This window comes from Duncaniella dubosii (genome assembly GCF_004803915.1).
Classification (GTDB): domain Bacteria; phylum Bacteroidota; class Bacteroidia; order Bacteroidales; family Muribaculaceae; genus Duncaniella; species Duncaniella dubosii.
The window spans coordinates 1,836,539-1,859,694 of record NZ_CP039396.1 but is presented as its reverse complement, the minus strand read 5'-3'; the positions used below and the strand labels follow the sequence as shown (position 1 = coordinate 1,859,694).

Below are 23,156 nucleotides of genomic sequence, written 5' to 3'. Positions count from 1 at the left end.
AATGGAGAAAAAACCTTTCACTCCGCGCCCGCCGCGCCCAAACAACGGTCCACGCCGTCCCCTCAATAACCGAAAAGAGGAACCATACGCCATCAACGAGCATATCCGCGCACGCGAAGTGCGACTGGTAGGCGATAATGTTGAAAACGGCATCTATTCCATTCAGGAGGCATTGAAAATCGCCGACGGCCTCGGTCTTGACCTCATCGAGATCTCACCGACCGCCGAACCGCCTGTCTGTCGTGTGCTCGACTACCAGAAGTTCCTCTATCAGCAGAAAAAACGCCAGAAGGAACAGAAGGCAAAAGCTACAAAGGTAGTGGTCAAGGAAATCCGTTTCGGACCTCAGACCGATGACCACGACTACAACTTCAAGCTTAAACATGCCATCGGCTTCCTTCAGGAAGGCGCGAAGGTGAAAGCATACGTCTTCTTCAAAGGCCGTTCGATTCTCTTTAAGGAACAAGGCGAGGTGCTTCTGCTCCGTTTCGCCAACGACCTTGAGGAATATGGCAAAGTAGACCAGATGCCGGTCCTCGAAGGCAAGCGCATGATCATCATGCTCAGCCCGAAGAAAAAATAAACCAGCAATACGCTAAAAAGCGCGTCGGCCTCCGGGCCGGCGCACTCTATAGAATTAAAATCATTATTTAACAATCACAACCAATGCCAAAGATTAAGACTAACTCCGGTGCCAAAAAGAGGTTCGCCCTTACCGGATCAGGAAAGATCAAGAGAAAACATGCCTTCAAGAGCCACATCTTGACTAAAAAGACCAAGAAGCAGAAACGCAACCTCACACACTTCTCTGTTGTGTCTCGTGCCGACGCTTCAAACGTTAAGGAACTCCTCGCCCTTAAGTAAGGTTAGGCTTTTCCCCCTCCGATCTTAAACAAATCGTGATTTCTAATTCAATTCTTTAAACCGAACGGTCAGCCACCTAAAAAATGAAATTAAGTGCATTGACGTGCCGCTGACGTTCACAACTCATTTTTCAAAATGCCAAGATCAGTAAATCATGTAGCTTCAAGAGCTCGCCGCAAGAAAATCCTCAAACTTACCCGTGGTTACTTCGGATGCCGTCGCAACGTTTGGACTGTAGCCAAGAACACTTGGGAAAAGGGTCTCACCTACGCTTACCGCGACCGCAAGGACAAAAAGCGTAACTTCCGTGCCCTCTGGATTCAGCGTATCAACGCAGCAGCCCGTCTTGAAGACCTTTCTTACTCAAAGCTCATGGGCCTTATCCACAAAGCAGGCATCGAGATCAACCGCAAAGTCCTCGCCGACCTCGCGCTCAACAATCCCGCTGCTTTCAAGGCTATCGTTGACAAGGTAAAGAACGCATAAGGATTCATCAGAGGTGTGAAGAACACCCGCGTGTATCCCCCGCGCAAAAAAATTTAGCCATACCAAAACCAAGGGCTTCCGTCAGACCAACCACTGTGGAAGCCCTTGGTTCTTTTATCACAGCCTCAACTTCCACCTTATATTATATATACCGACCAATAACCGTCAGTGATATGAACAACGACAAAAACTACTCCCTGTCCACTCTCTGCGTACAAGCCGGATGGACTCCGACCAAAGGACAGCCACGTGTGCTTCCAATAATCCAGAGTACTACTTTCAAATATGACACAAGCGAACAGATGGCCCGGCTGTTCGATCTTGAAGACTCAGGCTATTTCTATTCGCGTCTCCAAAACCCGACAGTCGATGCCGTAGCGGCTAAAATCGCCGCACTCGAAGGCGGTGTAGCGGCAATGCTCACCTCATCGGGGCAGGCTGCAAACTTCTATGCGGTATTCAACATCTGCGAAGCGGGCGACCACATCGTATCGTCATCAAACATCTACGGCGGCACTTACAATCTCTTCGGTGTGACACTCAAAAAGCTCGGAATCGAATGTACATTCATCGATCCGAACTCATCGGAAGAAGAAATCAACGCCGCTTTCCGTCCTAACACAAAAGTCCTTTTCGGAGAGACAATATCCAATCCCGGAGGAGAGGTGCTCGACATAGAGAAATTCGCCCGCGTGGCTCACGCAAACGGAGTGCCCCTAATTGTCGACAACACTTTTCCAACACCCATCAACTGCCGTCCGTTTGAATGGGGAGCAGACATAGTCACCCACTCCACCACAAAATATATGGACGGGCATGCTGTCAGCATCGGAGGAGCGATTGTCGACAGCGGAAACTTCGACTGGGACGCTCACGCCGACAAATTCCCCGGACTCACCACTCCCGACGAATCATATCACGGACTGACATACACTAAATCATTCGGCAAAGGCGCTTACATCACCAAAGCCGTGGCACAGCTCATGCGCGACCTTGGTTCAATGATGTCGCCACAGAATGCCTTCCTGCTCAATCTCGGCCTTGAAACTCTCCATCTGCGAGTGCCACGCCATTGCGATAACGCCATGACTGTAGCCAGATGGCTTGAGGCAAATCCAAAAGTCAAATGGGTCAACTATTGCAGTCTGCCATCAAACAAATATCATCACCTCGCCGAAAAATATCTCCCTAAAGGCTCATGCGGAGTCATTGCCTTCGGCATTGAAGGCACACGGGAGGACGCAATCAGATTCATGGACCGGTTGAAATTCATAGCCATCGTCACCCACGTGGCCGATGCGCGCACCTGTGTGCTCCATCCCGCAAGCCACACCCACCGTCAGCTCTCCGACAAGCAGCTAATGGAAGCCGGTGTAGCCCCTGACCTCATCCGTCTTTCCGTTGGCATCGAAGACGTGGCCGACATCATCGCCGACATCGAGCAGGCTCTTTCGTGACCCGGCCTACACTCTTCGTTATCTTTCTCCACTCTCAACTCTCCGATTAATCTGAAAATGTCTATAATCCAACGACTCAAAAAACTCCTTACCGACATGAGGCCGCCCGAACCGGACGACCTCGTGAAGATAAGAACCTATGACACCGCCGGCGAAGCCTACGTCGCCAAGTCACTCCTCGCCGCCAACGGCATTCCTGCGATGGTCTCCAACGAGGCCGAAGTCTACTCGCCACAGATCCGCACCGGCATACGGCTGCTCATCTTCTACCGCGACTGGGACACTGCCACCCGCCTGCTCGAAAACAAGTAAAAGTACCAAATCCGTAATCCGGGAAAAGGATTACGGATTTAGCCTTTTATAAGCTTTAAGTTATGATATTGCAAACTCTATTGACCAAATGAATTCACTATAGTCAGACTGATATCGCCTTTATTTTGATTCCTTACGGCTTTTCTCCAGTCAGAATATAAAATATCTGGTTCTGTTGCCTTCTGCATCGTCAAAACTGTCGTTCTTGCGCTCTTTGCGCTTCTTCTTTTTTTCCCATAAACTCCTTATTGAAGCGATATTCAAACGAAACAAGGAAGTAACTGCCCACCTGCATGTCGTAATACTCAGTGATTCCTGTCGACGAACTATGGCGCACAAGGTTGTTCCTGTCGTTAAGAATGTCGACCCATCTCACCGACACAGTAGCTGTCCGCTTCTTAAGGAAACGCCACGACACTTCGGCATTCCACTGCAGCTGGTTGAAATCGCGGGTGCTGATATTCTTGCCGGTCCGCAGCGAATATGAAGCATCAGTCGAGACGCAAAGACCGAACGGCAGGTTTATGTCGGGGGCGAGACCGAACGCATACTCCGACTGATGTTCGGATATCCCCTGCAACTGATTAACTGAATGCGAGTATAACCACGAAACATTGGTTCTTATATTAAATATCCCGGACATATATTGAAACGTCCCTGAACCACCCGTATTCCTGTAGCGCGTGACGCTGCGTTTCGGCTGCTCGTCCATATCCTCGTTTATAAGCCCGACACTCCTCCGTAGCGCTCCGCTGAAGCTTCCTGAAATCAGGAACTTCGACTTTAGGAATTTGAAATAGCTGACATAGAGATTTGCGTCGCGGTTACCATTGATGTTGACCGGCGAGCTGATGCGTCCACCGGTCTGCGGATTGTAGTAAACTGCCAGAGTCTGTTCGTTGATGGTGTTCGACAGTCTTATGTTGACCGAAAGCCCGAGAGGCGAATTTCTTCCGTCGAAACTCAGCGACTGGCGGTAGGCAGCCTTGAGACGGGGATTGCCACGGGTGATGTAGAGCGGATTGCTGTTGTCGGTCAATGACAGGAGCGAAGATATGTCGGGCTGACTTGTAGAGCCGTCGTAGGTCATGCCGAACGACCAGTCCTTGTCCATGTATTGGACACTCAGGCGAGGTATGAGGCTGACCGACGACCTCACCGTGTCGGCCTGCATTATACCGGTCTTTTGGTCAAGTGTCCGCCGTTCAGGCTCTGCCGTGAATGTCGCATCGGCATTCCAGCGCTCGGAATTATACATAAACACAGCCTGCACCTCGTGGGCATAGATACGGCTGAAGCTATAGTTGCTCAGACTGTCGACATAGGCCGATTCATATCCCGGAGGAAGTGTCGCCGGTGATAAAGCGGCCTCAGGGTCAAAGAAGGGAGAGAGATCATAAGTGTTGCGCGTGTAGTCCTCACGCGTCCTTTTAAACCTGTAGCTCAACTCAAAGCGCATCTCCGCCGAAAGCGGTTGGGTAAAACGCAGCCCGACCGTGCGTGAACGGCTTTCGGAAGGTGTGATATTATACTGGTGACGATAGAGCACAGAGTCAAGACCCGAATGGCCGCGCAGCCTGAAATAGCGTGTATCAGATTCCGAAAATGACCGCCCGGTACGGTCTCCGTTGTTCAGTCCGCCAGAAATCACGATTGCCGTTCCATGTTTGTTAAGCTTACGGGTAAGGGTGGCATTGAGCGAATAGTTCTTGTTATCGTTCACTCCGGTGCTGCTTTGAGAGATATCGTTGACCTTTATGGAATCGGGAATCTGGCCATAGGCATTCCCGGCAAAAGGGTCGACCGTCGGGAGTTGAGGGTCAGCATCAAATGATGCCCGGCGGCCTTCGCTGATAATTGTGCTGCGCGCGTTCTGTATGTCGCCGGTAAGACTTATGCGAGTATGACGGCCGATGGTCCACCGCATGTTGAGATTAGCTGAGAGCCGCCGATTCTTATTGCTGTTCATACCGGTCGAATGGCTGAAAGTATCACCGGTCGGGAGATAACTCTCGTCGGCCGACGAAAAGACCGAACCCGACCGGTCGTGGCCATACATCAGATCTGCACCAACGAAAAATTTATCGGAAATATCCTTCGAAAGATGCAGCGACAGGGCATCGCGACGGTTCTTTTTATAGAGGGTCGTCATATCGCGGTTGCCGCTCCTGAGCGACAAGGAGAATGAGTCGCCACCGGGTCTGAAATAGTGCGACCTAAGCTCGGCGTTCTTCCTGTCGCGATTACCCACGCCAACCCCGGCAGCCGTCATCAGCGAACCATTAAACTCATCTTCCGTCTGAAGGTCAAGCACGAAATTATTGCCGGACTTACGTTTTATACCAAGAAACATATCCTCATCGCTTGACTTATCATAAATTTTAATCTGCTTGAATATTTCGGCTCGCAGATTTTCAAGCGCCATTGACTTGTCGCCTTTCAGAAACGCCTTTCCGTTAATATTGATTTCAGAAATTGGAGTACCGTTATAGCTCAACACTCCTGATTCCTTATCGTATGCCATACCGGGGACTAATCTAACAAGTTCCTCAAGATAAGCACCGTCACGAGTCTTGAAAGCATTGGTGTTGACAATTGTAGTGTCGCCTTTGAACACTATGGGCTTCACTCGCGCCGTTACCACCACTTCGTCAAGCGATATGGCATCGGCAATCGAATCGGCATAAGCAATGGCAGCATCAATCAAAACATTCTCATCAACGGCCACACTGTCAGACACTGCATCCTGTATCTTGCCTGTCAATGAATGGAAGCTCGACCCTATACTTCCGGCCACAGCCGGAACTGACAGGAACAGAAGCGATAACACAAATAGAATATTTCGTAGAAAATCCATTGCTAAAGCTGACTAATTTCGACGAAAGTACGACTAAATCCTATAAATACAAAATTACATTCTATAATTAACAATTATTAAAACGACATAGCTCAAAACGCCACAGGCCGACCGCATCTTACCTTCGCACGCAAGCCCCGCCTTTCGATTCGCCACTATTTAAAGCCCAAATCAGTTAAAATTATAATTTTATTGCATGGTTTATAAATAATTTGTAACTTTGTAGCCAATCGCCTCCATTCTCCTCATGCAAGAACTTCGTTTTAGGTCAAGTTTCCAATAAAACATCCACACAAAAATACAATAATATATATCCGAATATATGAGTGACAGGCTTTTTATCTTTGACACGACACTTCGCGATGGAGAGCAAGTGCCCGGTTGTCAGCTCAATACAGTAGAAAAAATTGAAGTTGCCAAGGCGCTTGAGGCTCTCGGAGTCGACGTCATTGAAGCCGGATTCCCAGTGTCGAGCCCCGGTGACTTCAATTCAGTCGTCGAAATTTCCAAGGCAGTTACATGGCCGACCATCTGCGCGCTCACACGCGCCGTCGAAAACGACATTCGAGTAGCTGCGGAGGCACTAAAATATGCAAAACATCCGCGAATCCACACCGGTATCGGCACATCGGACTACCATATAAAGTATAAATTCAACTCAACTCGCGACGACATTCTCGAACGCGCGGTGGGAGCGGTGTCATTCGCAAAGAAATTTGTCGAAGACGTGCAGTTCTATGCAGAGGATGCCGGACGAACCGAAAACGAATATCTCGCCCGGGTTGTCGAAGCGGTAATCCGTGCAGGAGCGACTGTCATCAATATTCCCGACACCACCGGCTATTGCCTGCCATCAGAATTCGGTGCAAAAATCAAATATCTCATCGATAATGTGGAGGGAATTGATAAGGTTGTCATAGCCACACACTGCCACAACGACCTCGGAATGGCCACGGCCAACACCGTCACAGGAATCGTCAACGGTGCGCGTCAGGCAGAAGTAACCATCAACGGCATCGGCGAACGCGCAGGCAACACGTCGCTCGAAGAAGTGGTAATGACATTCCGCTCTCACAAAGACCTCGGAATCGACACCAACATCAACGCGACCAAAATCACAGGTATCAGCCGCATGGTGTCGAGCCTCATGAACATGCCGGTACAGCCCAACAAGGCGATTGTCGGCCGGAATGCATTCGCCCACTCGTCGGGCATACATCAGGACGGCGTGCTCAAGAACCGTGAAAGCTATGAAATCATCGATCCTAAGGATGTCGGCATCGATGAAAACTCTATCGTTCTCACAGCCCGCAGCGGACGTGCGGCTCTAAAACACCGTCTCCATGTACTTGGCATCGAACTTTCACCCGCCGATCTCGACAAAGCATACGAAGCGTTCCTGAAACTCGCCGACCGCAAGAAAGAAATCAACGATGACGACGTGCTCATGATTGCCGGCGCACACCGCAAGGCTCTCAACCGCATCAAACTTGACTTCCTGCAGGTGACAAGCGGCATTGGCGTACATTCGGTTGCAAGCGTGGGGCTTGACATCGCAGGCGAGAAATTCGAAGCATGCGCTTCAGGCAACGGCCCTGTCGATGCCGCAATCAGCGCCATCAAGCTCATCATCCACCGCAAGATGCTCGTCAAGGAATTCCTCATCCAAGCCATCAACAAGGGAAGCAATGATGTGGGCAAGGTCCACATGACCGTCGAGCACGAAGGAACGCCCTACTACGGGTTCTCGGCCAATACCGACATCGTCGCAGCCAGTGCCGAGGCATTTATCGACGCTATCAACAAGTTTGTACGCTAAACAACCATCAGTCAACAATCATTTACACACGACTACCATACGCTCATCATGGGTAAAACTCTTTTTGACAAAATCTGGGACGCACACGTTGTCAACAACATCGAAGGCGGCCCCTCTCAACTCTATATCGACCGCCACTATTGCCACGAGGTCACCAGTCCTCAGGCTTTTGAAGGACTGCGCACACGCGGCCTCAAGGTGTTCCGCCCGGAAAAGACATTCTGCTCTCCCGACCATAATATCCCCACACTCAATCAGGACAAACCGATAGCCGACCCTGTGTCGCGCAATCAGGTCGAGACTCTGACCCGCAATGCGAATGAGTTCGGTGTCACCCTCTTTGGTCTCGGTCATCCGAAAAACGGTATCATACATGTAATCGGACCTGAAAACGGTCTGACCCTTCCGGGCTACACAATCGTATGCGGCGACAGCCACACCTCGACCCACGGAGCATTCGGAGCAGTGGCATTCGGCATCGGCACAAGCGAAGTTGAAATGGTGCTCGCATCCCAGTGCATACTCCAGCCCAAACCTAAGACAATGCGTATAAATGTCAATGGCACACTCCGTCCAGGAGTAACAGCCAAAGACATCGCGCTCTACATCATCGCGAAAATGACTACCGGCGGTGCTACCGGCTACTTCGTAGAATATGCCGGCGATACAATCCGCAATCTCTCTATGGAAGAACGCATGACCGTCTGCAATCTCTCTATCGAAATGGGAGCGCGCGGAGGCATGATAGCCCCCGACGAAACGACATTTGCCTACGTCAAGGGCCGCGAATTCGCCCCCAAAGGCGAGGATTGGGAAAAAGCCGTAGCCTATTGGCGCACGTTGCCTTCAGATCCCGATGCTGAATTTGACCGCGAAATCAACTTTGACGCGGCCGATATCGAGCCACGCATAACTTTCGGAACAAACCCCGGCATGGGTATCGGCATCAATGACCCGATCCCGGCTCCCGACCCGGAAGACGAGGCTGGAAAGATTTCGTATGAAAAGTCACTTGACTACATGGGATTCAAGGTCGGACAGGTTCTTGCAGGCACTCCCGTAGACTATGTTTTCCTCGGAAGCTGCACCAACGGACGAATCGAGGATTTCCGCGCATTCGCCAACTTTGTCAAAGGTAAAAAGAAAGCCCCCGGAATTACAGCGTGGCTCGTACCCGGCTCTTGGAAAGTCGACGCACAAATACGCGAAGAAGGCTTGGACAAAATTCTTGAAGAAGCCGGATTTGAAATCCGTCAGCCCGGATGCTCGGCATGCCTCGCCATGAATGAAGACAAGGTTCCTGCCGGCAAACTGGCCGTATCGACATCAAACCGCAATTTCGAAGGCCGTCAAGGCCCCGGAGCACGCACAATACTTGCCGGTCCGCTCGTAGCCGCAGCCTCAGCCGTCACAGGAGTGCTCACCGATCCCCGCACTGTCTAAACCACGTCCATCAAGCCAACGAATCATGAAAGAAAAATTCACCACCATAGTTTCAACATGTGTCCCACTCCCGATGGAAAACGTGGACACCGACCAGATCATACCTGCACGCTTCCTTAAAGCCACCTCGCGCGAAGGTTTCGGCGACAATCTCTTCCGCGACTGGCGCTATGACAAGGAAGGCAATCCCATAAAGGATTTCGTGCTCAACGACCCCACATATTCTGGTTGCATACTCGTCGCAGGCAAGAATTTCGGATCAGGTTCGAGCCGCGAACACGCCGCTTGGGCCATCCACGACTACGGCTTCCGCGTAGTTGTCTCAAGCTTCTTTGCCGACATTCACAAAAACAACGAACTGAACAACTTTGTGCTTCCTGTCGTCGTCAGCGAACCGTTCCTTGCTGAGCTCTTCGAATCAATCGCTTCTGATCCGCGCACAGAAGTCAAAGTCGACCTCCCTTCACAGACAATCACGAACCTTGCGACAGGTAAAAGCGAAAAATTCGATATCAACGCCTACAAGAAACAATGCCTTTCAGAAGGTCTTGACGATATCGAATATCTCCTTTCAAAAAAAGCAGACATCGAAGCATGGGAAGCAGCACGCTGAACACCCTCATCCCCTCAACACCTTTAAACCACACATAGTCCTCATTATATATAAGCACCACACGAAACCGGCATGTATGTTGAAATAATGGATACAACTCTCCGTGACGGAGAACAAACATCAGGAGTGTCGTTCTCGACCTCCGAAAAACTTGCCATCACCCGCCTGCTGCTACAGGAACTTCATGTGCCCCGTATCGAGATTGCCTCCGCACGTGTTTCGGACGGCGAGCGCGATACGGTGCGCAAGGTCTGTGCATGGGCCGCACGCACGGGCTATCTCGACCGCATCGAAGTGCTTGGCTTCCTTGACGGTGGAAAATCAGTCAGCTGGATTCAGGAGGTCGGCGGACGTGTGATCAACCTTCTCGCAAAAGGCTCTGAAAAGCATTGCCGCCTTCAACTCAAGCAAAACCCTGAAGAGCATTTCACCACCATCGCGGCAGAGGTCGCAAGAGTCCGTGAAGCCGGACTTGACGTAAACATATATCTTGAAGACTGGTCAAACGGCATGAAACACTCGCGCGACTATGTTTTCGCTCTGATGGAAGCCATCAAAGACCTACCGATAAAACGCTTCATGCTGCCCGACACTTTAGGCATACTTAATCCGTATGACACACTGTCGTACATACATACTATCGTAAAATATTATCCCCGCCTCCACTTCGACTTCCATGCCCATAACGACTACGATCTGGCGACAGCCAACGTGTTCGCGGCCATAAAAGGAGGTGCAAAAGGTGTTCACTGCACCATCAACGGGCTTGGTGAACGTGCGGGTAACGCAACGCTGTCAAGCACAGTAGCAGTCATCCACGATCAGCTTGGCGACACGACCGATATCGACGAAAGTAAAATCAATAAGGTGAGCCACATCGTCGAATCCTTCTCAGGAATACTCGTGCCCCCAAACAAACCGATTATCGGTGACAGCGTGTTCACGCAATGCGCAGGAGTCCACGCCGACGGCGACAACAAAAGCCAGCTCTATTTCAACGAACTCCTCCCCGAACGTTTCGGGCGCGAGCGCGAATATGCCCTCGGAAAGACGTCTGGAAAGGCCAACATAAAAAAGAATCTCGAAGCGCTCGGCATAGAGCTGTCTGACGACGACATCCGCAAGGTGACCGACCGCATCATAAGCCTCGGCGACAAGAAAGAGATTGTCACACAAGGCGATCTGCCTTTCATCATTGCCGACGTTCTGAAACATGAAACCCTCCCGTCGAATGTCCGTGTTGACAACTATGCACTGACTCTTTCACAAGGGCTGCGCCCGACCGCTACTGTCAAACTCGTGGTCGGAGAAGCCGAGTTTCAGGAATCGGCCGTCGGCGACGGTCAGTTTGACGCGTTCATGCGCGCGGTACGCAGCATCTACACCGGCAAACTGCAACGTTCATTCCCGACATTGGTCAACTACTCCGTCAATATCCCGCCCGGTGGAAAGACCGATGCCCTTGTCCATACAACCATCACATGGGATTTCGATGGAAACGTGTTCAAGACGAGAGGCCTTGATCCCGACCAGACCGAAGCCGCGATTCAGGCAACAGTCAAGATGCTCAACCTGATCGAGACCCTGAACCCACAGGAACAGGCATCTGTAAAACAATCATGAAATAAAATAATCCAACGATATTATGAATCTGAAAATAGCAGTCCTTCCGGGCGACGGTATAGGTCCGGAAATATCCCGTCAGGGAGTTGATGTAATGACAGCCGTATGCGAAAAATTCGGCCACAATGTCGAATATCGCTATGCAGTCTGTGGCGCAGATGCCATTGACAAGGTAGGCAATCCATTTCCAGAAGACACATTCGAGACCTGTCTCTGGGCTGACGCAGTGCTTTTCTCGGCTATCGGCGACCCGAAATTTGACAACAATCCCAACGCAAAGGTCCGTCCCGAGCAAGGTCTGCTCGCCATGCGCAAGAAGCTCGGTCTTTTCGCCAATATCCGTCCGGTAGAGACTTTCAAGTGCCTCATCCACAAATCGCCTCTGCGTCCGAAACTCGTTGAAGGAGCTGATTTCATCTGCATCCGCGAACTGACAGGCGGTATGTATTTCGGGGAGAAATACGAGGACAACGACCGTGCATATGACACCAATGCCTACAGCCGCCCGGAAATCGAACGCATTCTTCATGTGGCCTACAATTATGCACGCCGCCGCCGTAAGCATCTGACTGTAGTCGACAAGGCGAACGTCCTCGCATCTTCGCGCCTATGGCGTAAAATCGCACAGGAAATCGCTCTGCAATACCCCGACGTAACGACCGATTTCATGTATGTCGACAATGCCGCCATGCGCATGATTCAGGAACCGCGATTCTTTGACGTTATGGTGACTGAAAACACCTTCGGCGATATCCTCACTGACGAAGGCTCTGTAATCTCAGGTTCGATGGGTCTTCTCCCATCTGCTTCGACCGGCGAAAAGACACCTGTATTCGAGCCGATCCACGGTTCTTGGCCACAGGCAAAAGGCAAGAACATCGCCAACCCCCTTGCCCAGATTCTTTCGGTCGCAATGCTCTTTGAATATTTTAATCTTAAAGAAGAAGGCGAACTGATCCGCAAAGCTGTCAACGCATCGCTCGACGCCAACGTCCGCACTCCTGAAATACAGGTTGAAGGCGGCGCGACATACGGCACAGACACTGTCGGCCAATGGATTGTCGACTTCATAAAAAACGCATAGACACTTAACACAAGCCCCGAATAAAACCCGGGGCTAAAAAAGCATACAGCCTCGGAGAAGTCACATCTCCGAGGCTGCAATGTATAAGTCGTGTGGTTTTAATAGTGTATAGATTACCAATACCTTAACATGAAACAATCTTATTTATTATTATCTTATTTATCATTCAAATTATTTAGAATCAATACCTTAATACATTCAAGTCTAAAACAGTCTTTTTTACATCTTATTTGAAACCGTATCTCTACGGGAAACCCATATATTCTTTGTATAAGCTCAACGATAGTCGGCGAAACGCGTCTGAAGTTTTTTGCGCGCGAAGAAAATGCGGCTCTTGACAGTGCCGAGGGGGAGATTCATTTTCTCAGCGATTTCATTGTACTTATAGCCGGCTATGTGCATTGAGAACGGAATACGGTATTCGTCGGGAAATTCGTTGATAGCATCTGAAATCTCGTTTGCCCCGAAAGCACCTTCGGGAGTCTCAAGACCGGAATCCTGAGAAAGATTCAGATGATAGAGATCTTCAGTCTGGTCAATCACGGTAGCCGAACGGGCCACGCGACGGTAGTTGTTGATGAAAATGTTGCGCATGATGGTGAAAACCCAGCCTTTGAAGTTGGTGTTATCAACATATTTGCTTTCATTGTCAAGGGCTTTCAGGGTGGTGTCCTGTAGCAGATCATAAGCATTGTCTCGGTTAGAGGTGAGCATATAGGCAAAATTAAGAAGATTGCCTTGAAGGCTCATCAGCTTGTTCTGAAATTCCTGAGTTCCCATAATCGTTGTGTTTAAATGTGTTAAACTTGCTTGTATTTCTTGAAGAAGAATATATTTAATAGGTCTTTTGTGATGTCTGTTTTTGTTTGACACTTCAAAATTACAACGAAAATCGACGCTGTCAAGATTCTTTATGTAAAAATATATTAATTCAATGTCATTTCTGTTACAAAATAGATACACCTCTATTAATCAATACGTTAAACACCATAACAATAATTACAAAAATGTTACAAATTATAATTATTGCAACATTTTACAATCTTCATCCATATAATCGCACCTTTTTTCTCTGACTTCCGATATACGACTTTGCATTACAAACATGCCCTGTTTGCGACTATCCCGACATCCTTACAAAACAATGGCCATGATTCCTTTAGCAAAATCATGGCCATAAAACTATTATATTGGAAAATTAACTAATTATCACTCCCATTCGATTGTGGCCGGTGGTTTTGAGGAGATGTCGTAGCACACACGGTTTACTCCCTTCACCTTATTGATGATATCGTTGCTCACCTTTGCCATGAAATCGTAAGGGAGATGAGCCCAGTCGGCTGTCATCGCGTCAGTTGATGTAACCGCACGCAGAGCGATTGCACGCTCGTAGGTACGTTCGTCGCCCATCACACCGACACTCTGAACAGGAAGCAGGATTGCGCCCGCCTGCCATACTTTATCGTAAAGATCCCAGTCGCGGAGACCCTGAATAAAAATATCGTCGGCATCCTGAAGTATACGTACCTTTTCCGGCGTGATGTCACCGAGAATACGCACTGCAAGTCCCGGCCCGGGGAATGGATGGCGCTTAATCAGATGCTCAGGCATTCCAAGCTGACGACCCACTGCACGTACCTCGTCTTTGAAAAGCAGACGCAAAGGCTCGCAAAGCTTCAGATTCATCTTTTCCGGAAGTCCGCCCACATTGTGATGGCTCTTGATGGTAGTGCCGGTGATCGAAAGGCTTTCGATACAGTCAGGATAGATTGTTCCCTGCGCCAGCCATTTCACATCCTTGATTTTATGAGCTTCGGCATCAAACACATCTATGAATCCCTTTCCGATAATCTTGCGCTTGCGTTCAGGCTCTGTCACTCCTTCAAGCTCGCTGAAGAACTTCTCTGAGGCATCAACACCGACCACGTTCAGCCCAAGGCACTCATAGTCATGGAGCACGTTGCGGAATTCATTCTTACGCAGCATTCCGTGGTCAACGAAAATACAGGTGAGATTCTTGCCGATAGCACGGTTGAGAAGCACGGCAGCCACCGATGAGTCGACACCGCCGCTAAGGCCAAGCACAACTTTATCGTCGCCAAGCTGCTCTTTAAGCTGGGCAACGGTGCTTTCGATAAACGATTCGGCTGTCCAGTCCTGCTTGCCGCCACAGATGTCCACGACAAAATTGCGGAGCAGCTGAGTGCCATGTTCCGAATGATAGACCTCTGGATGGAACTGCACGCCCCAAGTCTGTTCGCCTTCCACCTGATAGGCTGCGATAGCAACCTTGTCGGTTGAAGCTATGGTCTTGAATCCCTCAGGAATCGAAGTGATGGTGTCGCCGTGGCTCATCCACACCTGACTCCCGACCGGAATGTTTTTGAACAGCGGACTTGTCGTGTCAATCTTTGTCAGATGCGCACGTCCGTATTCACGCGATGGTGCAGGCTCGACGCTGCCACCCGAAGTGTAGGCGATGAACTGAGCGCCATAGCAGATGCCGAGCACAGGGAGATGACCGCGCAGACGGTCAAGCTCGGTTCTGAACGCCTTGTCGTCATAGACAGAGAAAGGCGAACCCGACAAAATCACGCCGATAACCGACGGATCATCATAAGGGAACTTGTTGTAAGGAAGAATCTCGCAATACTCTCCGAGCTCGCGGACTCTACGCCCTATAAGCTGAGTGGTCTGCGACCCGAAATCGAGAATAATAATCTTTTCCTGCATAATGTGGGAAGAGGGATATTAAGGTGATAATGATTGAATCTGAGTGCAAAGTTACACATTTATTCTCAATTTCAAGGAGATTTTCCTCGGCTGTTTACACCGGCAAGCTAAGTCTGCGGCCAAACATCACGACAGCCGCCCACTGAACGGTAATACGGCAGCCATCATTACGTCGTCGGCCATATCCGGCCTGCACAGCCGCTTCTCTAACAATAATTGTGATTGATTCACAATCGTAAAGCAGAATTATTCTATTTACTCGAATGATTGTATGGCGTTTTTTGAGTAATTTTGTAAACTGTAGCCATTTGTGCGCGACGATTAACCTCGAATTTCACCATATTCACCATCGATGAAGAATATAGCAGCTGCATTATTGTTGTTTTCCATGGCGTTCAACGCCACATCACAGACCAAAGCCCGTTTCGAACGTTTCGATTACAGCGGACGTGACGAGTATTACAATCCTTCAAAACTTCCGGCAGACGGAGGCTACTTCAACCCCGTCATAAGCGGATGGGCCTCAGACCCCTCTGTAGCTAAAAAAGGGAATGACTATTGGCTTGTCACATCGACATTCGGTTATTTTCCCGGCGTCCCTGTCTACCATTCGACAGACCTTGTGACATGGACACAGGCCGGCAATGTGCTTTCCCGTCCCTCCCAGCTCCCTTGGCTCGAAGGGCAGTCGCTCGGAAAAGGAGGAATCTACGCCCCGGCCATAAGCTATAATCCACAAAACGACACTTTCTATGTAATAACCACATGCGTCACCAAGAAAGGCTCTATAAATTTCTATGTGACGGCCAAAGATCCCAGAGGACCTTGGAGCGAACCTGTCGTGCTCGAAGATGTCGACGGCATAGACCCGTCCTTTTTCTTTGACGATAACGGCAAAGCCTACATTGTCCACAAGGCAGAGGAACACAGCCCTGTAAAATGGAGCAACAACCGCGCGCTTGCAATCATTGAGTTTGACACTAAAACAGGCAAGACAATCGGAGAGCCACGCAAATTCCGCGAAGAAGGTGTCGGCCCTGAAGAACAGCTCGAACGAAACGAAGGAGCACACATCTATAAAATCGACGGCAATTACTATCTTCTTGCCGCTGAAGGGGGCACAAGCTGGTGTCATTCCGAAGTGTGCTACAAGGCCGACAACGTATGGGGGCCATACCGCCGCTGGAGCCGCAACCCGATGCTGACACAACGTCTGCAGAAACCAAACCGAACCACACCGGTGACATGCACAGGCCATGCCGACATATTTCAGGACAACGACGGCAAATGGTGGGCTGTATTTCTCGGATGCCGCCCGTGGATGAACGGGTCTGAACAGCTCGGTCGCGAGACCTTCATGCTGCCGGTCAGATGGAGTCGCGACGGATTCCCTTATATCACACAGAACCTCGACACTGTCGCCTCGACTGTAAAACATCCCGGCATAGGGACACAACAGGCTGTCAATTCCGGAAACTTCAACTGGAGCGATGATTTTTCATCAGTCACACTCCGCCCGGAATGGATGTCACTCTGGGGAAGTCCTGCCGAACAGGCTGTCACAGGCAACGGCCTTACGCTCACATGCTCTCCAATCGACAGCCGTTCCGGCAAAACTCCGGCCTATATCGGCCGCCGAATCCAGCATCATGATTTCGAAGCCTCCACAACGGTCACCATTCCCGGTAATGCGACGGCAAACGACGCAGCCGGAATTCTGATAGTCAAGACCGAACAGCGTCAGATATTCTTCGCAGTCAGCCCAGGTCATATACGCCTCATGCAACCGGGAGGAAAAATTCTGTCGGAGACAAATGCCGATACAGCCGGCAAACCGGTCGGGCTGAAAGTGATATGCAAAGACGGCAAATACACATTTGACTTCCGTATTGCCGACGGACAAATCCACACACTCGCATCCGGCATCAGCGCATCATTCACCTCGTCCTCGGCAGGAGGATTCACGGGAACAACAATCGGACTTTTCGCTACCTCTGCTGATTTTTAGGCAGATGTAATTATTTTTTCGTAAATTTGCAACCCTGAATTGAAGTTGACCTACCTTCAGGACTACTTCATTGACAGAAGGCTGTTAAAAAAGCCCGGATATCCAGTTTTTATAGTTTATGAAAAATATACGTATGTTTCTAACCGATGTCGACGGTACTCTCACAGATGGAGGCATGTATTACACAGCTGACGGAGACGTTATGAAAAAATTCAACGCACGCGACGGCATGGGTCTTCAGCTCCTCCAGAAAGCCGGCATCAAAGTGGGCATAATCACAAGTGAAAGCACCAGTCTCGTAAGCCGCAGAGCCGAAAAACTCGGAGTCGATTTTCTGGTTCAGGGCAAGCGCGACGGCGGTAAGCTCTCAGCATGTGCCGACATCTGTGAAAGCCTGTCAATCAGCCTTAATGAAGTGGCATATATCGGCGACGATATAAACTGCTTCGACCTTCTCAGCGCCGTGGGGCTCCGTGCTTGTCCTGCCGACGCTGTCGAAGAAGTCAGGTCAATCCCCTCGATCATCGTCATGAACCTCAAAGGAGGGGAAGGCTGTGTCAGAGAATTTGCAAACCTTATCTTAAAAGAAATAAACAATCAAGAAAACACCCGAAAATGAGCAAAGTAAAAATATCTGTCACTTTCATGCTGCTCGCAGTCACATTCTGTGTGTGTCTGATCGTCAGCAACCTCATGGAAATAAAGACTGTCGACCTCGGGCCTCTCACCATCACAGCCGGAATCGTCGTCTTCCCTATATCATACATACTCAACGACTGCATCGTAGAGGTCTATGGCTTCAACAAAGCCCGTCTTGTCATCTGGCTCGGATTCGGCATGAACATGCTCGTCTCCCTGCTGCTTCAACTCGGAGTCTGGCTGCCCGGAGCAGATTCGTGGACCGGACAGGAGGCTATGGCTACTGTTTTCGGCGCAGTCCCACGCATTTTCGCCGCAAGTTTCATCGCATTTCTCTGCGGCTCGATGGTCAACGCCTATGTCATGTCGCGAATGAAAATCGCATCCGGCGGACGCCGCTTCTCGCTCCGCGCCATAGTGTCGTCACTGTGGGGCGAGGGTGTCGATTCAGTCATATTTTTCCCGATAGCCTTCGCAGGAGTCCTTTCATGGAACGAAATCGGGCTTCTGATTGTCACGCAGACTTTCCTGAAAACATTCTACGAGATTCTCATTCTCCGGTCACCCTGCGTGCCGTTAAACTGCTGCGCGACCATGAGGGCGGCGATGTCACCGACACTCCGGGCATGTCATACAAATGGTGGAAAATCAATGAAATATAAATGGATATGGTTTGACCTCGACGACACGCTCATCGACTTCCACACGAATTCGCACATGGCGCTACGTGTCATATATGACGAATGCGGTCTTGAGCGCTTCTTCCGGTCGCCCGATGAATGGACCGACACCTACGAAAGTCATAACCTCACGTTATGGGAGCGTTACAGCCGCGCGGAAATCACACAGGATTTTCTGCGCCTCGACCGTTTCGCCACGCCGCTGCGCCCTCATTGGAGCGGCGACGAAGACTCACTCAAAGATTTCTCCCGACAGCTCGACCCACTCTACCTCACACGTCTGGCCGAGCAGACTGCGCTCATCGAAGGAGCATGCGAAATCCTCGCGTACCTGCGCGCGCACGCTTATAATATAGGTGTACTGAGCAACGGTTTCAAAGATGTCCAGCACCGCAAACTTTCCAATACCGGCCTCGACCGGTTTGTCGACCTGATGGTGCTGAGCGACGACATTGGCATCAACAAACCCGATCCTCGGCTCTACCTCCATGCGATGCAGCAGGCAGCGGCCACAGACCCCTCGCTCCATGTCATGATTGGCGATAACCGCGACACCGACATAGCCGGGGCGCTGGCAGCCGGATGGAGACCGATACTTTTAGATGCCGGAGCGGACGCGCTGAAAGTCGACGGCAAAGTGACAATAACCCCTCGTCTTGACCTCCTGAAAGAGCTTTTTTAGGCCTACATTGCCGTCTTTAGCCTCTAACGTGGTGAGGAAGTGAATTTTAAGCAAATTTTTTAGTAGAAATATAGCTGATAATTCAAAAAAAGTTCCGATATTTGCACTTGCAAAAAACGTGCGCACTCTTTAAGCGCAACGTCAAAGATATTAACCAATTATAAATTAATATTGTAATGACTAAAGCTGACATTGTCAACGAGATTTCGAAATCTACCGGCATCGACAAAGCCAACGTACTCGAAACCATTGAAAAGTTCATGGAAACAGTGAAAGAGTCTCTTTCACACGGCGAGAACGTATATCTTCGCGGATTCGGTAGCTTCATCACCAAGGTTCGTTCAGAAAAGACAGCCCGCAACATTTCCAAAAACACCACCATTATCATCCCCGAACACCGCATCCCCGCTTTCAAGCCCGCAAAGGTGTTCATGGAAGAGGTAAAGGATCTGAAATAATAAAAAACTATTGTCTAACAATACATAATACCTCCCTACTATGCCCAGCGGAAAGAAAAGAAAAGGCCACAAGATGGCCACCCACAAGCGTAAAAAACGCCTTCGCAAAAACCGTCACAAGAAGAAATAAGCAGGCTTGACCTGCAACTTCTTGCGTAGCTGCGTAAATAACACAAAGGACAAACTCTTGACAGGCGCGTTCAACTACAAAGCCCTCAAACAAGGTTTGTTCTTTGCGTTGTTTGTCGTATCTCCACAGCTCCACCGCCGGATTTCTCCGGTGTCTCTACTCCCCTCTGAAACATACAATTAATCTATCTACAGATCACAACCGACTAATGAAGAGTGAACTTATCGTAGACGTCCAGCCCAGCGAGGTATCCATTGCCTTGCTTGAGGACTCAAGGCTCGTCTCCCTGCAAAAGGAGTCGCGCAACATCGCCTACGCTGTCGGAGACATCTATCTGGCAAAAGTAAAGAAACTGATGCCGGGTCTGAACGCCGCATTCGTCAACGTAGGCTACGAAAAAGATGCTTTTCTTCATTACTTGGATCTCGGTTCCCAATTCTCTACCTATTCCTCATTCCTGAAAGACGCAATCGTCGACAAAAAAAACGACATCACCGTCCCAAAAATCAAACGTCTGCCCGATATCGACAAACACGGTTCAATCACCAACGTGCTTCAGCCGGGGCAGGAACTGATGGTGCAGATTGTCAAAGAGCCAATATCATCAAAAGGCCCGCGACTGACAACGGAAATCACCTTCACGGGACGATACATGGTGCTGATTCCATTCGGCGATAAAATCTCAATCTCTCAGAAAATCAAGACTACGGAGGAGAAACTCCGTCTGCGCCAGCTCATCGAGAGCATCAAGCCCAAAAATTTCGGAGTCATAATCCGCACTTCAGCCGAAGGCAAAAGCGTGCGTGAACTCCACCATGAGCTTAAAACTCTGCTCCGTTGCTGGGATGAAACCGTCGCCAAAGCCCGGTCGGCAACCGCCCCCGCCCTAATCTTCGAAGAGGAGAGCCGAATAGTCGGGATGCTGCGAGATGTGTTCAGCCCCACGTTCGAAAGCATCCATGTCAACGACAAGGAAATCTTCAGCCAAATATCAAAATACGTCAATCTGATCTCGCCGGAAAGCAAGGATATCGTAAAGCTGTATGAAGACAGCGCCCCTATCTTCGACCACTTCAACATCACGCGCCAGATCAAATCGTCGTTCGGCAAAACCGTTTCATTCAAATCGGGTGCCTACGTAATCATCGAACATACTGAAGCCCTCCATGTCATCGACGTGAACTCCGGCAACCGCTCAAAGGCCGCACCCGATCAGGAAAGCAACGCACTTGAAGTCAATCTCCGCGCCGCCGACGAAATAGCCCGTCAGCTCCGCCTCCGCGACATGGGAGGCATCATTGTCATCGACTTCATCGACATGAACAAGGCCGAACACCGCCAGAAGCTCTATGAACACATGCGCGAAGTGATGGCCAATGACCGTGCGCGCCACAACATCCTGCCACTGAGCAAATTCGGCTTGATGCAGATCACACGCCAGCGAGTGCGTCCGGCTCTCGACATCGACACGACCGAAGAGTGTCCGTCATGCCACGGAAAAGGCAAAGTCCGCCCGTCGCTACTGTTCACCGACACCCTCCACGAGAAGCTCGACTACCTTGTCAAAACCCTAAAGGTAAAGCATTTCATACTCTACGTACATCCTTTCGTTTCCGCATATCTGAAAAAAGGATTCCCGTCGCTCTACCGTCGCTGGCAGCTTGAATTCGGATTCAACTTCCGTATTATCCCGGACGAATCACTGGCCTACCTCCAATATCGTGTCGTCGACCGTGACAGAAACGAAATCGACCTTCAGGAAGAAAAAGACATGGATTCATCGGCAACAAAATCCAAATCCAAAGCCAAGAACCGATCCAAGGAAGACTAACATCTTCAATATTTGTAAAAAAATTCAATTAAAAAACACCAACCTCCGTAGTCCCGACAGGGATACGGAGGTTTTTATGTTGTAGAACATAAGTATTTTTTTTGTCACATTGCAGAGTGGTTGTATATTTGTAGACGAAAATAAGTGTGATTTTTACACTTATTCGGTTTTAACCATGAACCAAACACTTAGACAACATAAAACTATCAAAAAACTCTCAATTAACACACCATGAAACGGATGTTACCTCACGTTGCGGCCTTAGGCGCAGGGCTTATGATCATCGCCGGCTCATGCAGCCGTCAGAATGAAGCCACACTCACGGAATCGGGTCTCGACCCTGCGAAATTCGCCGGAGAATACAACGGCAAACCTACCGCACTCTACACACTTGCCAATTCAAACGGCATGGAAGCCTGCATCACAAACTTCGGCGGCCGCATAGTATCGCTGATGGTACCCGACCGCGACGGCCAACCGCGCGATGTCGTTCTCGGATTCGACAGCATCGCAGCCTACTTTCCCGAAAACAACCAGACTGACTTCAGCGCAGCCATCGGCCGCTATGCCAACCGCATCAATCAGGGCCGTTTCGTAATCGACGGTGACACAATCCAGCTTCCGACCAATAATTTCGGCCACTGCCTGCACGGCGGTCCGACCGGATGGCAATATCAGGTCTATGATGCCGAACAGCCCAACGACTCGACAGTAGTCCTCACCATGCACTCGCCTGACGGTGACAACAACTTCCCGGGAAACGTCACTGCCAAAGTCACCTACACTCTGACATCCGACAACCGTCTCGACATCGCCTACGAGGCCGTGACCGATAAACCTACGGTCATCAACATGACAAACCACGCCTACTTCAACCTCAACGGCGATCCCTTGCAGTCCATTACAGACAACGAACTCTACGTGAACGCCTCCACTTATACACCTGTCGACTCCACCTATATGACAACAGGTGAAATCCTGCCCGTGGCCGGAACCCCGATGGACTTCACATCGCTGCGCGTCATCGGCGAACGAATCAACGAAACCGACTTCGAACAGATCCGCAACGGCAACGGCTATGACCATAACTGGGTGCTCGACACTAAAAACGACATCAATGTTCCCGCCGCCACTCTCCAGTCGCCCTCGACAGGCATCGTGCTTGATGTCTACACCGATGAGCCCGGCATTCAAGTCTACTCCGGCAACTTCCTTGACGGCACCGTCACAGGCAAGAACAACAAAGTCTATAACCAGCGCACAGGCATCTGCCTTGAGACCCAGCACTATCCCGACAGCCCCAACAAACCCGAATGGCCGTCGACAGTCCTCCGTCCCGGCGAGACATACAAGAGCCACACCGTATTCGCGTTTTCAACCGACAAGAAATAACGGTCTCTGTCATCAATTCAGACTTACTTTAATTTAACAAACTTA

19 protein-coding genes and 1 pseudogene are annotated in these 23,156 nt (G+C 50.0%); 17 read left to right on the top strand and 3 right to left on the bottom strand.

Annotated features, from left to right (window positions below; genetic code table 11):
- The first annotated feature begins 1 nt into the window (after position 1).
- The 5 genes from infC (at position 2) to E7747_RS08155 (ending at position 3,119) form a co-directional block, all read left to right on the top strand.
- On the top strand, positions 2 to 583 hold the full coding sequence (infC, locus tag E7747_RS08175; RefSeq protein ID WP_123615159.1) for a translation initiation factor IF-3: 582 nt from the start codon (positions 2 to 4) through the stop codon (positions 581 to 583).
- Positions 584 to 666: 83 nt separating this feature from the next.
- Complete coding sequence (rpmI, locus tag E7747_RS08170; RefSeq protein WP_123615160.1) at positions 667 to 864, top strand: 50S ribosomal protein L35; 198 nt, start codon at positions 667 to 669, stop codon at positions 862 to 864.
- Positions 865 to 999: 135 nt separating this feature from the next.
- Positions 1,000 to 1,350, top strand: a complete 351-nt coding sequence (gene rplT, locus E7747_RS08165; protein WP_107032431.1) for a 50S ribosomal protein L20 — start codon at positions 1,000 to 1,002, stop codon at positions 1,348 to 1,350.
- A 173-nt stretch (positions 1,351 to 1,523) separates the two neighbouring features.
- On the top strand, positions 1,524 to 2,807 hold the full coding sequence (locus E7747_RS08160) for an O-acetylhomoserine aminocarboxypropyltransferase/cysteine synthase family protein (protein WP_136415318.1): 1,284 nt from the start codon (positions 1,524 to 1,526) through the stop codon (positions 2,805 to 2,807).
- A gap of 57 nt (positions 2,808 to 2,864) precedes the next feature.
- Positions 2,865 to 3,119 (top strand): putative signal transducing protein, encoded by a 255-nt coding sequence (locus E7747_RS08155; RefSeq protein ID WP_136415316.1) that lies wholly within the window; start codon positions 2,865 to 2,867, stop codon positions 3,117 to 3,119.
- A 190-nt stretch (positions 3,120 to 3,309) separates the two neighbouring features.
- Here E7747_RS08155 and E7747_RS08150 read toward each other — a convergent pair whose 3' ends face one another.
- On the bottom strand, positions 3,310 to 5,976 hold the full coding sequence (locus tag E7747_RS08150) for an outer membrane beta-barrel protein (protein WP_136415315.1): 2,667 nt from the start codon (positions 5,974 to 5,976) through the stop codon (positions 3,310 to 3,312).
- 322 nt (positions 5,977 to 6,298) lie between these two features.
- Between E7747_RS08150 and E7747_RS08145 the strand changes: the two genes are divergently transcribed.
- From E7747_RS08145 to leuB, 5 genes are all read left to right on the top strand, one after another.
- A complete protein-coding gene (locus E7747_RS08145) occupies positions 6,299 to 7,795 on the top strand; it encodes a 2-isopropylmalate synthase (protein ID WP_136415313.1) in 1,497 nt (498 codons plus the stop codon).
- Positions 7,796 to 7,843: 48 nt separating this feature from the next.
- Positions 7,844 to 9,238 carry a 3-isopropylmalate dehydratase large subunit gene (leuC, locus tag E7747_RS08140; RefSeq protein ID WP_136415311.1) on the top strand — a complete coding sequence of 465 codons (1,395 nt, stop codon included), beginning with the start codon at positions 7,844 to 7,846 and terminating at the stop codon, positions 9,236 to 9,238.
- A gap of 25 nt (positions 9,239 to 9,263) precedes the next feature.
- Positions 9,264 to 9,851 (top strand): 3-isopropylmalate dehydratase small subunit, encoded by a 588-nt coding sequence (gene leuD, locus E7747_RS08135; RefSeq protein ID WP_123615166.1) that lies wholly within the window; start codon positions 9,264 to 9,266, stop codon positions 9,849 to 9,851.
- Between the two features lie 87 nt (positions 9,852 to 9,938).
- Positions 9,939 to 11,474, top strand: a complete 1,536-nt coding sequence (locus tag E7747_RS08130) for an alpha-isopropylmalate synthase regulatory domain-containing protein (protein ID WP_262710041.1) — start codon at positions 9,939 to 9,941, stop codon at positions 11,472 to 11,474.
- Between the two features lie 22 nt (positions 11,475 to 11,496).
- A complete protein-coding gene (leuB, locus tag E7747_RS08125) occupies positions 11,497 to 12,558 on the top strand; it encodes a 3-isopropylmalate dehydrogenase (protein WP_136415307.1) in 1,062 nt (353 codons plus the stop codon).
- 276 nt (positions 12,559 to 12,834) lie between these two features.
- On the opposite strand, the gene E7747_RS08120 is transcribed toward leuB, so the two are convergent.
- Together E7747_RS08120 and guaA are read right to left on the bottom strand one after the other, a co-directional pair.
- Complete coding sequence (locus tag E7747_RS08120; protein ID WP_123615169.1) at positions 12,835 to 13,338, bottom strand: RNA polymerase sigma factor; 504 nt, start codon at positions 13,336 to 13,338, stop codon at positions 12,835 to 12,837.
- A 429-nt stretch (positions 13,339 to 13,767) separates the two neighbouring features.
- The gene (gene guaA / locus E7747_RS08115; RefSeq protein WP_123615170.1) at positions 13,768 to 15,291 is read right to left on the bottom strand and encodes a glutamine-hydrolyzing GMP synthase; all 1,524 of its coding nucleotides are present in this window, start codon (positions 15,289 to 15,291) and stop codon (positions 13,768 to 13,770) included.
- Between the two features lie 352 nt (positions 15,292 to 15,643).
- On the opposite strand from guaA, the gene E7747_RS08110 reads away from it, so the two are divergent.
- The 7 genes and pseudogenes from E7747_RS08110 (at position 15,644) to E7747_RS08080 (ending at position 23,111) form a co-directional block, all read left to right on the top strand.
- Positions 15,644 to 17,299, top strand: a complete 1,656-nt coding sequence (locus E7747_RS08110) for a glycoside hydrolase family 43 protein (protein WP_123615171.1) — start codon at positions 15,644 to 15,646, stop codon at positions 17,297 to 17,299.
- A gap of 118 nt (positions 17,300 to 17,417) precedes the next feature.
- The gene (locus E7747_RS08105; protein ID WP_136415305.1) at positions 17,418 to 17,918 is read left to right on the top strand and encodes a KdsC family phosphatase; all 501 of its coding nucleotides are present in this window, start codon (positions 17,418 to 17,420) and stop codon (positions 17,916 to 17,918) included.
- A pseudogene (locus E7747_RS08100) lies at positions 17,915 to 18,600 on the top strand (queuosine precursor transporter). Before E7747_RS08105 ends, E7747_RS08100 begins: the two are co-directional and overlap by 4 nt.
- Complete coding sequence (locus E7747_RS08095) at positions 18,533 to 19,300, top strand: HAD family hydrolase (protein ID WP_136415303.1); 768 nt, start codon at positions 18,533 to 18,535, stop codon at positions 19,298 to 19,300. The pseudogene E7747_RS08100 and the gene E7747_RS08095 overlap by 68 nt, the downstream one beginning before the upstream one ends.
- Positions 19,301 to 19,476: 176 nt before the next feature.
- A complete protein-coding gene (locus E7747_RS08090) occupies positions 19,477 to 19,758 on the top strand; it encodes an HU family DNA-binding protein (RefSeq protein WP_107032403.1) in 282 nt (93 codons plus the stop codon).
- 338 nt (positions 19,759 to 20,096) lie between these two features.
- Positions 20,097 to 21,719 carry an Rne/Rng family ribonuclease gene (locus tag E7747_RS08085; RefSeq protein WP_136415301.1) on the top strand — a complete coding sequence of 541 codons (1,623 nt, stop codon included), beginning with the start codon at positions 20,097 to 20,099 and terminating at the stop codon, positions 21,717 to 21,719.
- 240 nt (positions 21,720 to 21,959) lie between these two features.
- Complete coding sequence (locus E7747_RS08080) at positions 21,960 to 23,111, top strand: aldose epimerase family protein (protein WP_228449311.1); 1,152 nt, start codon at positions 21,960 to 21,962, stop codon at positions 23,109 to 23,111.
- Positions 23,112 to 23,156 lie beyond the last annotated feature (45 nt).